Origin of the sequence: Lysinibacillus sp. FSL W8-0992, assembly GCF_038008685.1 — a bacterium.
Lineage (GTDB): Bacteria > Bacillota > Bacilli > Bacillales_A > Planococcaceae > Lysinibacillus.
Genome location: NZ_JBBOZQ010000001.1, coordinates 3,195,892 through 3,210,128 on the forward strand (window position 1 = coordinate 3,195,892; position 14,237 = coordinate 3,210,128).

General features: G+C 33.9%; 13 protein-coding genes. 9 read left to right on the forward strand and 4 right to left on the reverse strand.

Features of this window, described 5'->3' with window-relative positions; translation table 11 throughout:
* Positions 1-138 precede the first annotated feature (138 nt).
* Positions 139-486 (forward strand): hypothetical protein, encoded by a 348-nt coding sequence (locus tag NSQ74_RS16115; protein ID WP_340824650.1) that lies wholly within the window; start codon positions 139-141, stop codon positions 484-486.
* Between the two features lie 133 nt (positions 487-619).
* Here NSQ74_RS16115 and NSQ74_RS16120 read toward each other — a convergent pair whose 3' ends face one another.
* Positions 620-826, reverse strand: a complete 207-nt coding sequence (locus NSQ74_RS16120) for a hypothetical protein (protein WP_340824651.1) — start codon at positions 824-826, stop codon at positions 620-622.
* Positions 827-1,113: 287 nt separating this feature from the next.
* Here NSQ74_RS16120 and NSQ74_RS16125 point away from each other — a divergent pair, with 287 nt between their 5' ends.
* The gene (locus NSQ74_RS16125) at positions 1,114-2,913 is read left to right on the forward strand and encodes a S9 family peptidase (protein ID WP_340824653.1); all 1,800 of its coding nucleotides are present in this window, start codon (positions 1,114-1,116) and stop codon (positions 2,911-2,913) included.
* A 143-nt stretch (positions 2,914-3,056) separates the two neighbouring features.
* On the opposite strand, the gene NSQ74_RS16130 is transcribed toward NSQ74_RS16125, so the two are convergent.
* Positions 3,057-3,332 carry a YqhV family protein gene (locus NSQ74_RS16130; RefSeq protein WP_340824655.1) on the reverse strand — a complete coding sequence of 92 codons (276 nt, stop codon included), beginning with the start codon at positions 3,330-3,332 and terminating at the stop codon, positions 3,057-3,059.
* Positions 3,333-3,891: 559 nt separating this feature from the next.
* Here NSQ74_RS16130 and NSQ74_RS16135 point away from each other — a divergent pair.
* Complete coding sequence (locus NSQ74_RS16135; protein ID WP_340824658.1) at positions 3,892-4,314, forward strand: MerR family transcriptional regulator; 423 nt, start codon at positions 3,892-3,894, stop codon at positions 4,312-4,314.
* A gap of 76 nt (positions 4,315-4,390) precedes the next feature.
* A complete protein-coding gene (locus NSQ74_RS16140; RefSeq protein WP_340826480.1) occupies positions 4,391-5,242 on the forward strand; it encodes an aldo/keto reductase in 852 nt (283 codons plus the stop codon).
* A 158-nt stretch (positions 5,243-5,400) separates the two neighbouring features.
* Here the strand turns inward: NSQ74_RS16140 and NSQ74_RS16145 are convergent, their stop codons facing one another.
* Positions 5,401-6,297 (reverse strand): LysR family transcriptional regulator, encoded by an 897-nt coding sequence (locus NSQ74_RS16145; protein ID WP_340824659.1) that lies wholly within the window; start codon positions 6,295-6,297, stop codon positions 5,401-5,403.
* A 117-nt stretch (positions 6,298-6,414) separates the two neighbouring features.
* On the opposite strand from NSQ74_RS16145, the gene NSQ74_RS16150 reads away from it, so the two are divergent.
* The 5 genes from NSQ74_RS16150 (at position 6,415) to NSQ74_RS16170 (ending at position 12,556) form a co-directional block, all read left to right on the forward strand.
* Positions 6,415-7,608, forward strand: a complete 1,194-nt coding sequence (locus tag NSQ74_RS16150; RefSeq protein ID WP_340824661.1) for an MFS transporter — start codon at positions 6,415-6,417, stop codon at positions 7,606-7,608.
* Positions 7,609-8,274: 666 nt separating this feature from the next.
* A complete protein-coding gene (locus NSQ74_RS16155) occupies positions 8,275-9,180 on the forward strand; it encodes an NAD(P)/FAD-dependent oxidoreductase (RefSeq protein WP_340824663.1) in 906 nt (301 codons plus the stop codon).
* A 1,017-nt stretch (positions 9,181-10,197) separates the two neighbouring features.
* Positions 10,198-10,392 carry a FadR/GntR family transcriptional regulator gene (locus tag NSQ74_RS23435; RefSeq protein ID WP_445669066.1) on the forward strand — a complete coding sequence of 65 codons (195 nt, stop codon included), beginning with the start codon at positions 10,198-10,200 and terminating at the stop codon, positions 10,390-10,392.
* Positions 10,393-10,758: 366 nt separating this feature from the next.
* The gene (gene accD / locus NSQ74_RS16165; RefSeq protein WP_340824665.1) at positions 10,759-11,607 is read left to right on the forward strand and encodes an acetyl-CoA carboxylase, carboxyltransferase subunit beta; all 849 of its coding nucleotides are present in this window, start codon (positions 10,759-10,761) and stop codon (positions 11,605-11,607) included.
* Positions 11,600-12,556, forward strand: coding sequence for an acetyl-CoA carboxylase carboxyltransferase subunit alpha (locus NSQ74_RS16170; RefSeq protein ID WP_340824666.1), 957 nt, complete (start codon positions 11,600-11,602; stop codon positions 12,554-12,556). The genes accD and NSQ74_RS16170 overlap by 8 nt, the downstream gene beginning before the upstream one ends.
* A gap of 585 nt (positions 12,557-13,141) precedes the next feature.
* Here NSQ74_RS16170 and NSQ74_RS16175 read toward each other — a convergent pair.
* Entirely contained in the window at positions 13,142-13,729 is a 588-nt protein-coding gene (locus tag NSQ74_RS16175) for an SCO family protein (protein ID WP_340824668.1), read from the reverse strand.
* Positions 13,730-14,237: the final 508 nt, after the last annotated feature.

Consider the following 14,237-nt stretch of genomic DNA (forward strand, 5'->3'; position numbering starts at 1 on the left):
AATTCACATTCAAAAAAAACGAGACAAACTTGTTATATTTCAATAAGAAATAGTAGTTGATGGATAAGAACAATCGCAGTGGGATAAAATATTTGTGAACTTAAAAAGTTCAAATTTCAAGGATTGGGAGGACTAAATATGTCATCTGAAATGGGAGAAATACCTCGTACTGCTCGAGACATTAACGACGGAATTGTACATTTTGGTGGGCAAGCTGAGAGTGTTTTTAGTTCATTAGCTGAACAAGCACGACTTTCAATACAAAAGAAAGCAGACGACCTAGCTGCACAGTACCTTGATAATAAACCTAATCCAGACTATTATGAATGTGTTGAAAGTGTAGCAGAGGGAGTTTTGACAGCAGGGAACGAAATAAAGGCTAGCAGTGGTTCTTGGGGAGAATCGGTAGATGCAGCACTTGAGGCTGGGGTTGGAACTACCGCAGCAAAAATAGCTTGTAAAAGAATATCGATGGCTGAACATTAATTTTAAAAAAGCGTAGGCGTAACATGCTTATGCTTTTTGCTATTTATTGATTTCTTTTATCCTCTCCGCATAGCAATAAATTTGCATAAAAAACGCAGCTAATAGATAGCCACGCTTGATAGTGTTATAAACGTTAACTCATCAAATTGTGAACGTGAGCTTCAATGGATTTAAGTTGATCTTTGTTAATTTTACTATGAGGTTGTGGTTGAAACCATTGAACTTCATTATCATGAAAGATTCCTCTATAGTCATTCCCCTCAATGTTTATTTTAAATTGAAAACGTTCGTGAATGTGACCTTCAAACAACGGTGTAATTACCTCAAAATTTTGTAGCATAATGACAATCTCCTTTCTTCTTTTTTGTTGAATTTTTAGTATTCCCTGAACTAATTTGCTTATGTCCTCATATTAACAACGTATAATAAATAATAAGGCGAAAAAAATTAGAATTTCATAAGAGTAAAACAACGAAGTATATCTTTTAAGTTTCATAACTTAAAAGATACATACATATATGAAGATGTAGGAGCATTAATTATATCTTATTATACATTAAAGAGTAATAATGGTATTTTATAAATAGGTAGACTTTTCACGCAATTAAAAAAGTAGGAGGTTTCATTATGATATCTTTTTCTAAACCAGATGTAGAACAGTTTTTACGAACATTTTCGATTGGTGATTTTGCGGTTAGTCCAGATGAAAAACAACTAGTTTTCAGTACAAATTTAAGTGGCAAGTATAATTTATGGGCCATGAATTTACCAAATACGTTCCCGACGCAGCTTACTTTTATTGACCAAAGCTGTCATGGCCTTCTCTATGATAAACAAGGGCGATTCATCATTGCTGGTTTTGACCATAATGGGGATGAAAATACGCAATTTTATGGACTTCCACTTCAAGGTGGGACAATGAAGAAAATTATTTATGAAGAAGGAACTCGCAATGTTGGACCAATTTTATCAGAAGATGGGACCAAGCTATATTATACTTCTTCGAAAGATAATCCAACGTATTTAAATGCTTATGTCTATGACTTGGTGACTGATAAGGAAGAAACAGTTCTTGTGGGAAAAGATGCGCCCACTTTTTTACTCGATTTTAGCCCGAATGAAGAGGTAGCCCTCTACTATAAACATTTTGCTAATACGTATACACTCCTATACGCCAAACGAGGAGAGGAACATATTCTTCTAACACCGCTAACAGATCAACAACATACGGTCAGTGACGCAGTTTTTGTATCCGATGAGCTCATCTATTTATTAACGAATTACGATGCTGATTTTACGTATTTGGCTTCGTATAATTTAGAGACAAATGAGTTTGTAAAATTGAAAGATTTAGAGAATGAAAGCTTTACTACGTTGAAATATAACAAAGAAAAGCATTGCCTGTATTTAATCAGTGAAAAAGGAGTAGAAGATCATTTATACATGCATGATTTGCTTTCGGATAATTGGGAAGAACTAGATTCACCATGCAGTGTCATTGAAAAACTGATAGTCACAAAATCCGGTAATTTGTATTTATTAGGAAGAGGGGCTACAAAGCCGCATAATATTTATCAACTGAAGGAAAATGGTTGGACATCTTTAACGGAATACACAGTTCCAGGTGTAGATCAAAGCGAATTAGTTGAACCAGATGTGATCACTTATTCTTCCTTTGATGGACTTGAAATAGAGTCCTTATTTTTCAAAGCTAAAAAGGAAAATGATAATGGTGAAATCATCTTTTGGCCACATGGTGGTCCGCAAGCTGCAGAGCGTAAATTTTTTAGAGCTTCCTTCCAATTCTTTTTAAATCATGGGTATAGCATCTTTGCTCCAAATTTCCGTGGTTCTACAGGCTATGGATTGGCTTTCATGAAAATGGTAGAAGGAGATTGGGGACACGGTCCACGTCTTGATAATGTGGCTGGACTCGACTGGCTCATAGAAAATGGATACGCGGAAAAAGGCAATATTTTATTGATGGGGGGAAGTTATGGAGGTTACATGGCCTTATTGCTTCACGGTAGACATGCTGATTATTTCAAAGCCGTAGTGGATATATTTGGTCCATCTGATTTGTTCTCATTTATCAACTCGGTTCCTGAAGACTGGAAGCCAGTTATGGATCAATGGGTAGGAAACCCTGAAAGAGACAAGCAAAAACTTATTGAATACTCACCATTTACGTATCTAGAAACTATGGTGAAACCAATGCTAGTTATCCAAGGAGCGAATGATCCCCGTGTTGTGAAAGAGGAGTCTGATCAAATCGTGCAAGCCTTAAAAGAAAAAGGTCGTGATGTCGAGTACATGCTTCTTGAAGACGAAGGACATGGGTTCTCTAAAAAAGAAAATGAAATTGCTGTTTATCAAAAAATCCTCTCATTTTTGAATCAATTCGTTGAATCTAAAGTGAAAGCGTAATGATGCGTTCGTTGGAAAAAAGAACCCCCAACTGAGAAGATACAATGAGATTTAAAAAATCTTTCTTTAAGTAATGGTTGGAAGTTAATGAAAAAGACTAGGTTCTACAATCGTAGGACCTAGTCTCAATTGAAACTTTATTATTACTTAATATGTGAGCTAATAAGAATAAGTGTAATTCCAGTAAATAGGCAAATGATTCTCGTCACAGGAATTTTATCAGCTAGTCCAAATAATGCAATTGCAGTCGTTACGATTAAAACTGTTGGACCAACCAATGCAAGCATTGTATTAATATAGAAAGCTTTTTCTAAACTATTATACTTTAGCATTAAAAATCCAGCACTTACTTCAATACTCCCAGATAATACGCGTAAAATAACCATAGCAAGAATAGATTTTTCAATAATCGCCATCATCCTATCTTTATAAGTAATTTTCGCTTATATTTTAATTCCATCATTAGAAATAATTATAGACTTCTGTTTTAATGAAATATTAACATCAATATATGTATGATTCTAATCAAATAGAATCAGTTTGATATATCCATATTCTGCTTTTAAAAATACATATAATAAAACCAAAAGATTTATGGGGATTTTTAAAATATGGAGACCTACAAGTATATCAATTGAACAAAAAATATGTTTTCGAAAATTTTATTTTCAGCTATTTTTGTCAACAACTTTTTTAGTATGCCAGGCATGTCTGCAATCTATCGAGTGCAAGTTTTAAACCGAACTTATTAGCAAAGCATAAGGCGTTCGTGGTGACGTTAAATCTGAAGGTTTACGTTTGGGGGCTTAATAATACGATTTATTACTTTCAATAGTGCAAAATGTTACATAAAAAACGTGTTCTAAAATTTTCACTTCAAGCCATGTTACTAATTGTGAGTATATATATCTTTCCTTGGTGTTTACTCCAAGGTTTATAATTTAAACTGAATATACAATTTATACGAGGTGAATAGTTATGAATATTAAACAAGCTGCTGAAATGTTTGAATTAACAGTGGATACTTTACGTTACTATGAAAGAGTTGGCGTTATTCCGTCTGTTCATCGTAATGAGAACGGCTATCGCGATTATACTACGAGTGATTTGAACTGGATTTATTTAGCTAAAAATCTGCGTAATGCTGGGCTGTCAATTGAGTCTTTAATCGAGTTTGCGACTTTGGCTCAATTTCGAGAAACGCAAAATGTTGAAGAAGCTCAAAAACAAATATTGAGGGATCAATTGAAAGAGTTGGACGAAAAATTAGCTAAAATGAATCAAGTACGAGATTTACTGGTCTATAAAATTGAAACTTATGATGAACACATCGCTAAATTTAAGACTGGGGAAATGAATTCCGAAAACCTGGAAAAACTATGGGAGAGAAAAAGTGATTAAATCGCTTGCTATGGAGTCAACTCCAAAGTTTATAGTTAACAATGTAATCAAAAATAGTTGTTTGGAGGAATTTTGACTGCAAACTGTTAAATTAAACAATGGAGTAGAGATACCAATTTTAGGATTTGGGACATTTCAAATTACTGACCCTATGCAAGCGGAAACTTCGGTAAAAGAAGCTATCAAGGCTGGCTACCGTCATATCGATACCGCGCAAAGCTATATGAATGAAGAAGCTGTAGGACGTGGAATTGCTAGTTCTGGCGTTTCGCGTGAAGAACTATTTATCACTACAAAAATATGGGTAGAAAATGTCAGCTATGATGGTGTCAAGTCATCATTTGAGCGTTCTTTGAATCGTTTAGCCTTAGACTATGTTGATTTATTATTGATTCACCAACCATATAATGATTTTTATGGCGCCTGGCGTGCAATGGAAGAACTTCAGGAGACAGGAAAAGTTCGTGCGATTGGTATTTCAAATTTTGCGGTAGATAGAGCTGTTGATTTAGCTGAATTTAACAAAGTAACTCCGCAAGTCAACCAAATTGAAATCAATCCTTTTCAGCAGCAAGTGAAAAATATTGATGCGTTAAAAGCAGAAGGCATCATGCCTGAAGCATGGGCGCCATTTGCTGAGGGGAAAAACGACATTTTCAATAATCCTATTTTAGTTAAAATTGGTGAAAAATATGGCAAATCAGTTGCACAAGTAATCACTCGCTGGTTAGTTGAACAAGATATTATTGTTTTAGCAAAATCGGTGAAACCAGAGCGAATGGTAGAAAATATTAATGTATTTGATTTTGAATTAACTGAGGAAGACAAGAAAGATATCGCGACATTAAACGAAGGAGAAAGCCAATTTTTCTCTCATGCTGATCCTGAAATGATTCGCTGGATGGCAAGCCGAAAAATCAATGTTTAATATTCGTTACAATATTGGCCATCACAAATAACTAAAAAAAGAACCCATTTTGATTAATCTTTTTTTTCAAAATGAGTTCTTTTTGATTACAATAAATGCCGTTTTGCATGAAGTTTTTAATTAAACTTTATTCCGAGGCAGGGGAGAAAGGAAGTATTTTATGCATTAAAATAAGCAAGCATTCGTTGGATCAATTTATAATTCGTCTGATTTCGATCGTAGATGGCACCAAAAGATAAGGAAAAATTAAATGGATATCCGATTAACGGTATAGCCTTAATTCTGCCACTATCAATATATGGATCGTCTTCAATCATCATTTTGGAGACAATACTAACGCCTAGACCAGCTGCTACGGATTTTTTTATTACTTCCGGGTTATAAGAATGAAATATAGTGGATATTTGACTGTATCTTTGTTCAAATTCCTTCATTAAGTTTCTATAATAATGTTCTCCATATAAAATAAATGATTCACTTAGTACATCTTGCAATTGAATCTCAGAGTGTATCGCAAGAACTGATTTTGCTGAAACAAGAAGATAAAAATTACTTTGAAGTTTTAATGGATGAAAAATCAGCTGATTGTCTAACGATTGTGATTCGTTTGTTAATGTGATAAATCCAACATCTGCTTTTTTTTGCATGATCGCTTTAATCACATTATGATTTTCCATTTCTGAAATCGAGTAATGTACAAGTGGAAAATCTTTTTTGAAACTTACCAATGCATCTGGCAACAGGGTCATAAAAATGCTTGGAATAGTAGCGATTTCAACTTTTCCTGAAAAGGTTGCATTTTTGGATTGAATCTCCATTTTAAGTTGATTAGATTTTTGCAATATATCCATTAACTTTGGAATAATCCACAGACCATCTTCGGTAGGTAATGTACCATTTCGAGAACGTTGAAATAATTGAATACCTAGTTCCTTTTCAAGCATCGAAATGGACTGACTAATTGCTGATTGGGTGACATGCAATTGTTGTGATGCAATCGACATCGATTTATTCTCGACAATTGCTTTAACATACTCAAACTGTTCAAAATTCATCGGGGTCCTCCCATTAGTAAAACTAATACAAAACATCATTAAAGTTAATTATACATTAAATTAAATTAACTTTATAATAAATATCGTTATATTTTAATAGAAAGTGGGGAGGCAGAATTGGGTCGACCAAAAATTTGGACAAAAAATTTCTTATATCTTTGCGGTAGTAATTTTTTAATTGGTTTGATGTTTTATATGCTGGCGACAGTTTTTCCTTTATATGTGCAATCAGGAATGAATGGAAACCAACAACAAATGGGTTTAGTTATTACGATATATGTAATTGGTAGTGTAATAGCACGTATTTTTTCAGGTTTATGGGTGGACCGCTTTGGTAATAAGAAAATAAGTATAATAGGATTTACTATATTTTTTATTGCTACGATATCCTATTTTGGTGTAATAAATGGGATCATTTTATTTTTATTTGTCCGTTTTATTCACGGAATGAGTTATGCAGTTGCTTCAACAGCAACAAACACAGCAGTAGTTTCTGTCTTACCACGTTCTCGTCAAGGTGAAGGAATTGGTTACTTTAGTATGTTTCTTAGTTTAGCCATGGTTGTTGGGCCATCAATTGGTCTACTTTTATGGGAAAGTGAAAATATTTATTTGCTATTAATTGTAGTTTCTATTCTTTCTGCAATTGCATTACTTTTAGTAACACGTGTCAAACTACCAGAAATGGTAAAACCAGTACCAACCATAAAGAAAAAATTAAAATGGAATGATATTATAGAAATCAGAGCGTTGCCAATTTCTCTCGTGTCCTTTTTCTTATTTTTCTCCTATAGTTCATTATCAGGCTTTTTAGCATCTTATACGAAGGAAATTCATCAATCTTCTATAACTGGTTTGTTTTTTATTGTCTTTGCCTTAATGATTGTTGTATTTCGCCCAGTAGTTGCTAAATTATTTGATCGCTTTAAGGAACATTATATATTTTATCCATCGATCATCGTTTTTACGATAGGTATGTTTTTGTTAAGTCAGGCTCATTCAGTAACGATTATTTTAATTGCAGGCACTCTTATGGGGCTTAGCTACGGTATTCTGTTCCCTTGCTTCCAAGGTCTTGCAATCAAACAATCGCCTGCTGTTAGAAGTGGGGCTGCTACTGCTACTTTCTTTTTACTAAATGATCTTGGATATGGTTTAGGCTCTTATTTCATGGGGTTCACAGCATCTATTAGCAGTTATCGAATAATGTATGTCTTTGCGGCTGTTATTTCATTAGTTTCATTAGTTATTTATTTGTTTTTATATCACTTCCCAGATAAAAAACATCAATCGGTTCAAACAGAAATTTAAAACAGTAATTTCGCGTCATTGGAGCTCGCAATTACAGGTGGGGAAGTTCGGTATCAAGAAGGAAGCTTGCCCAACGACTAAAGACTAGGACGTTGTAAATATCCCTCCAAATATAAAGAACTAGCATGGTGTAGTAGTTTTGTAACTGGAGAAACAGAATGGCTAGAACCTTTATTTGATGAAAGCTTGATAAATAATCAAACAATAAACGTATCGAATTTTTTATTTCGATACGTTTTTATGTTGATGTTATTTAGGTAGTGTAATAGGTAACAAAAATTTTTGATCTGGTGACAAGAGTTCTTAGCCATATACAGATATTATAGGTAATTGACAAGTCTTCCTCCTCACCAAATAATTTTAGTTTACATAATATAGATACCTTGGTCATAACTTTCTACTTATTGGATGCTTCCAATAGTATATAAAGCTTTAGCTGAAAGATTTTCAATCTTCCACAATCGGAAGCATTTCTTTAATAAAGAATGCGACTTTTTAACAAAAGTATTTAAGCTAATGGGCAGGATTGTGAAATAAGTTCTTCTTTATAAAAACAAGAAAACCAATATTAGTGTGTAAAGAATGGAAATTCATGATGGGGGAATACTGTAGTTCTCTGTTGCAAATACAATTCAAAATAAAACCATATCAATACGGAGGTAAAATATGAATGTCCTTGATTGTATCATTATAGGTGGAGGTCCTTCTGGCTTAAGTGCTAGCTTAACTTTAGGAAGGGCCAGGAGAAACATTGCATTATTTGATGATGGAACAAATAGGAATAAAGTGACACAATCGTCACATGGATTTATTACTCGAGATGGGATAAAACCACAAGCGTTTAATGAACTCGCGTTAAAAGAGGTGGAGAATTACCCGTCCGTATCTTATTTTACTGCAACAGTTACTGAAATCATTAAGGATATAGATAATGAGCGATTTACTGTCAAAACATCTACTAGTCAGGAATTTGTTTCAGAAAAAATAATACTTGCCACTGGTATTCAAGAAATATTTACGATACCAAGTATCAAAAAGTTTTATGGGAAAAGTCTTTTTAGTTGTCCGTATTGTGATGGCTGGGAGCAAAAAGATAAGCCATTAGTGGTTATTGCAGAAAAAGAAGAGCATGTACTGCATCTGACTAAGTTAATTTATAATTGGTCGCAAGATTTAGTTGTCTTAACGAATGGAGTTCAATTATCTAATGAAGGTAAAATGGAGTTACAAATACACAATATCAAAATTATATCGGAAAAGATAAAAGACTTAATAGGTAATGACGGTTACTTACAAAAAATAGAGTTTGAATCAGGAGCAACAATTATAAGATCGGGTGGATTTGTTGCCCCATCTTATTATCGTCCAAATCAATTTGCTGAGAAGCTTGGCTGTGAAATTCATGAAAATGGAAAAGTTATAACAGATGGTGTTGGTAGAACATCCCAGAAAAATGTATATATTGCAGGAGAAACCGAAAGATCTAAACCATCCTCTTTAATGATTTCAGCTGCTAAAGGTAATAAAGCTGCGGTCTCAGTAAATACTGATTTAACGATGGAACGCTTCTGATACGTCATAAGCCCTTTTGCTTCAACTAAATAGGTACTTAGCTAATATAATTACACATCATCGCCAATGTGTTGCCACATATACTTCAAACATTGTATTAGAGTTACTATAAAAATTAAGAAGAACGGATTTTGATTTTAGAATTCGTTTTTTCTTTACTTTCTTCGAATTTAAAGACAATCCTGAACCATCGTACAGAGAGCAAGAATTTGGATTTAAATTGCTCAAACAAAATCTTGGAATTAATCAATCATAATCCTTTAACTATTAAAATGAATCTGAAGTTCGGTTAATTTTAAATATAGCGAGTGAAGTTTTTGCTACGTATGAAAAAAGTAATTTGATTATTTTAGATACATCATTTGACCATTAAGTAGAGTATAAGCCATCGAGAGAGTGATTCTCGATGGCTTTTGGTTAAAGTCCTAAATTTGTTTATATATGAATTTTTTCGAAAATCCCAATTAATATTTGAGGTGGATAATATCTCTTGTCTGATTAAATTGAAGTGCTGTATATTTGAATCTACAGCACTTATTTAATTAGCACTTCTTTGAAGTTCAAGTGTGAGAAAGCTTGAACAGCGCTTTGGTAAACCTCAAGTGAAAGTAAAACATACACAAACGACGAAAAGAATATGAAATTGAAGTAATTTTAGAAATTGCATAAATATTTATACAGTTTCCTCTTTACTTTTAAATAATTATTTTGTAAGATAAAGCCAACTTCAAAAGTGGCCAGACCACTTTTGAATTCATTCAGTAAGAGACGCCATCATCTGAAGATGGTGGATTTTGTTTCTTTTTAGTAGGTATCCAAACACCTACTGAATGAAGATAAAGCCTTTGGATGCATTGTTTATCTGCGCGAAAGGAAAGCGACAGTAATAATTATTCCAAGGCGAATAGATTGACCGAGGAGTTGATCGTATGGATAAAAAAACCGAACAAAAGAAAGTGTTTTTAGATATCGTCCAACAATTACGACAACTTATTAAAATAGAAAAAATACAGGCTCGTGGCTGGTGAAAAGTCACCTTCCGAAAGAGTCCTTTCAGAACGTCTAGGTGTCGGGCGATCCTCTGTGAGAGAGGCATTGCAAAGTTTAGAGTTATTAGGTCTTATTGAAACGAGACATGGGGAAGGTACGTTTCTAACTTCTACAAAAGCATCAGCTCGTAGAAATATTGTCGATGTTTATATTAGAAGATGAAAATCAAAAAGGATATCGAATTAACGCGACAAATTCATGAAAAGGAAGCCATTCGCGTTATAAGTTGTACAGAGCCTCTGCGAACACTACCAGTGTGGGGCAGTTTTTTTGTAAAGCTAGAGATAGAAAGTACGATTAATTGTCGGGATGTTTTACGAGAAATAATCATCGCGTCAGGAAATCGTCTTTCACTAAAAGTCTGGTTTCAGTTAGTAGTTTATGCCGGTGACCGTTTAAATCGAAACTCAACAGAAGAAGAAAAATTAATCATTCAAACTATGTGGCTATGAAAAAGAAGCAATAAAAGCTTACCAACAGTGGATGAATGCTGAACAAGGCATTTAGACAACAAAGGGGGAGTAAAACATGGTAATACGTAGCTTATTTAGTAAAAAGAAAGAGGATGGACAGGAAAAGAGATTTCCAGAAGGACTTATGACAAAATGTCCAGAATGCCGTCACATTCAGTTAACAAAGGAATTAGAAAAAAATCATAAAGTGTGTACAAAATGCGACCATCATTTCAAAATGACTGCACAGGAGCGCGTAGCATATCTCTTAGATGAAGGTTCATTTGTTTCAATGGATGATCATTTACAAACAAGTAATCCACTTAATTTCCCTGATTATGTAGAAAAAATTTCAGTGGCTAAACAACAAACGGGATTAAGCGAAGCTGTACTGACTGGGTTAGGTACTCTTGATGGAGAAGAAATTGTTGTAGCCATTATGGATTCTCATTTCCGTATGGGCTCAATGGGCTCCGTTGTAGGAGAAAAAATCACACGTGCCGTTGAAAAAGCTATTGATTTACGTGTACCGATTATTATTTTTACTGCTAGTGGTGGAGCGCGCATGCAAGAAGGTATTCTATCATTAATGCAAATGGTAAAAACGAGTGTGGCATTAAAACGTCATAGTGAAGAAGGACTATTATTTATTTCGATTATGACGCATCCCACATACGGTGGCGTTTCAGCAAGCTTTGCCTCTGTTGGAGATATTAATATTGCAGAACCGCAAGCATTGATTGGCTTTGCTGGTCGCCGCGTCATTGAAGAAACATTAAGAGAAAAATTACCAAATGATTTCCAAAAGTCAGAGTTTTTACTAGCGCATGGTCAGCTTGATGCAGTTTTCCATCGGAAGGATTTACGAAATCAAGTAGCAATGCTTGTAAAAATGCATACAAAAGGCGGTGTGCAACATGTCTAAAAATTTTGCTTTTGAAGAACCAGTAGTACAATTACGAGAAAAAATTGATGAATTAAAAACGATTGCTACAGAGGCAGATGTAGATATGACAAGAGAAATCGAAAAGCTTGAAACACGTCTAACACAGGTAGAACAATCTATTTATGCCAATATGAAGCCATGGGATCGTGTACAGATTGCTAGACATCCAGAACGACCAACTACTTTACAATATATAGAAGCTATATGTGAAAACTTTATTGAGTTACATGGAGATCGTACATTTGGTGATGATGCAGCTATTCTTGGAGGAATTGCTCTCTTTGAAGAACAGCCCGTAACAATTGTTGGACATCAACGAGGAAAATCAACGAAAGAAAATATTCGACGAAATTTTGGTATGCCACACCCTGAAGGATATCGTAAGGCATTACGTTTAATGAAGCAAGCTGAGAAATTTAAGCGCCCAATTATTTGTTTTATTGATACAAAAGGAGCCTATCCGGGTAAGGCAGCCGAGGAACGCGGCCCAAGTGAAGCCATTGCTAGAACTCTCTCTGAAATGGCGATTCTAACAGTACCAGTTATTAGTATTGTTATTGGTGAAGGCGGAAGTGGGGGTGCCATTGCATTAGGGGTAGCTAATCGTGTCTTTATGTTAGAGAACTCAACGTATTCGGTTATCTCGCCTGAAGGGGCTGCATCGATCTTGTGGCGAGATGGTAGCCTAGGGAAGCAAGCTGCAGAAGCAATGCGTATAACAGCACCTGACTTAAAAGAGCTCGACGTTATTGATGGAATAATCCCTGAAATAACTGGTGGAGCACACCGCAATGTTGCGAAGCAAGCATCTTATATAAAAGAATGTATAAGCGTCACACTAAAAGCATTGAATTCTCTAAATGGCGAACAATTAATTGAAGATCGCTATGAGAAATTCAGAAAGATTGGACAATATACAGAAGTTTAAATTCATTTTTAGGTTATTGGACATGTGATGGAAGAAAAAATATTTGTAATAAAGTTTGGTAAAAATAATTTCGCATTTAAATAAAACCCATTCATTTTGATCAAACTTCCAACCGTAAAAAGCCTTTTATAGTTAATGCAGTACGGAAGTCTATTTTGAATCGGGATATGCGGAAAAAAATAAGAAGACACCAAAATCTAAACTTATTTGACATTAAGTAAAGTTTAGACTTTGGTGTCTTTAAAGTTTAAACTTTGATGTAAAAGGACATTTATCAGGCATATTTATTTAAAACTATATACATTTTTATTCACCTTATATTACCGTAAAACAGAGGCGACTTCATACTAAGTATAAAGATGTCGAAATGAATAGAGTGTACACTTTGTGTCCCAAACTGAGACATCTTTATGTCCTTGTACATGGAGTTAGAGGATATATTCAAGCCCTCCTCCTCGCTAAATAATTTTAGTTTACATAATATAAATTATAGGAAGTTACGTTTCATTGAAAAGTATACTTAGGATAGTGAGACGAAATTAAAATAAACTCAGATAATCGTTAAATCATCTGAGTTTATTCATCTTATTTAGTTAATGCCTTCATATCTGCTACGATTGTTTCAACAGGTACATTTGTAGCGCCGTCATAATCTTTCACGACAACTCCGTCAGCATTTACTAAATAAAAGCTCGACATATGTACAACTTGATCAGAATTCGGATCATTCTTTACTAATGAATTAAATGATTTTCGGGCAAATTGCTCAATATACTGTTGCTTATAGCCAGTTAGTAGCTGCCATTTGCTATCATCAATTACTGAATATGTTTTTAAATAATCTTTTAAAACATCTGGTGCATCTACTTCAGGATCTACACTAAATGCCACTATTTGATAATCTTTTACACCTTCATCCTTTAATGACTTCTGCACATCCGTCATATTATATGTCATCGGTGGACAAATCGAGTTGCAATTTGTAAATATGAACATGGCTAGCCACGGCTGTCCTTTTAAGCTCTCAAGGCTTACTTGCTCATTGTTTTGATTCGTAAATGAAAAATCCTCTACATCAATGCTCATTTCAGGTTCAAATTTATAACTGCCACAAGCTGCCAATATGGTGCTTAATACTAGTAACCCAACTAGCATGATCCTTTTCTTTCCCATCAAAATGTACACTTCCCTCCAATTTATCATCGTATTTTATTGTATAAATAATAGAATACAAATACAAGATAATGAACTTGAATCATTTCCTTCATTATGTCAAATGCCCTTAAACTGTATGTTTTTGGTATTCGCAGGCTAATTCCACACCTTTTATTCAGAAAATTTTCAAAAAAAATTCACAACATTTTTTTACTAATTTTCTTATTTCCCAATACGGCATTACGTTGTTATATAACAATGTTTTTTTGCCATTCTTTTATTACTTACATTTTATACAAAAATAAGAAAAACGCTAAATTTCTCTTTTGTGTTCATTTTTTCTCCCACATTCAATATTATTATCAATTAACTATTTCTAAAATACTATTTTACAAATAAAATACGTTCTCTTTCTTACGGATAATTTCTATTAAATCCTTATTATTTCTATATTATTTCGACTATCTAAATTTAACTAAAAATTAAAAAAACTAAAAATTTAGTATTGCATTATAGGATTATACCT

What these genes read in the sequence shown, in the direction of transcription:
- NSQ74_RS16170 (WP_340824666.1), top strand. Translation starts at nt 11,600, where the DNA reads ATGTCTAAAAATTTTGCTTTTGAAGAACCAGTAGTACAATTACGAGAA.
- NSQ74_RS16135 (WP_340824658.1), top strand. Translation starts at nt 3,892, where the DNA reads ATGAATATTAAACAAGCTGCTGAAATGTTTGAATTAACAGTGGATACT.
- accD (WP_340824665.1), top strand. Translation starts at nt 10,759, where the DNA reads ATGGTAATACGTAGCTTATTTAGTAAAAAGAAAGAGGATGGACAGGAA.
- NSQ74_RS16175 (WP_340824668.1), bottom strand. Translation starts at nt 13,729, where the DNA reads ATGGGAAAGAAAAGGATCATGCTAGTTGGGTTACTAGTATTAAGCACC.
- NSQ74_RS16115 (WP_340824650.1), top strand. Translation starts at nt 139, where the DNA reads ATGTCATCTGAAATGGGAGAAATACCTCGTACTGCTCGAGACATTAAC.
- NSQ74_RS16120 (WP_340824651.1), bottom strand. Translation starts at nt 826, where the DNA reads ATGCTACAAAATTTTGAGGTAATTACACCGTTGTTTGAAGGTCACATT.
- NSQ74_RS16145 (WP_340824659.1), bottom strand. Translation starts at nt 6,297, where the DNA reads ATGAATTTTGAACAGTTTGAGTATGTTAAAGCAATTGTCGAGAATAAA.
- NSQ74_RS16155 (WP_340824663.1), top strand. Translation starts at nt 8,275, where the DNA reads ATGAATGTCCTTGATTGTATCATTATAGGTGGAGGTCCTTCTGGCTTA.
- NSQ74_RS16130 (WP_340824655.1), bottom strand. Translation starts at nt 3,332, where the DNA reads ATGATGGCGATTATTGAAAAATCTATTCTTGCTATGGTTATTTTACGC.
- NSQ74_RS16125 (WP_340824653.1), top strand. Translation starts at nt 1,114, where the DNA reads ATGATATCTTTTTCTAAACCAGATGTAGAACAGTTTTTACGAACATTT.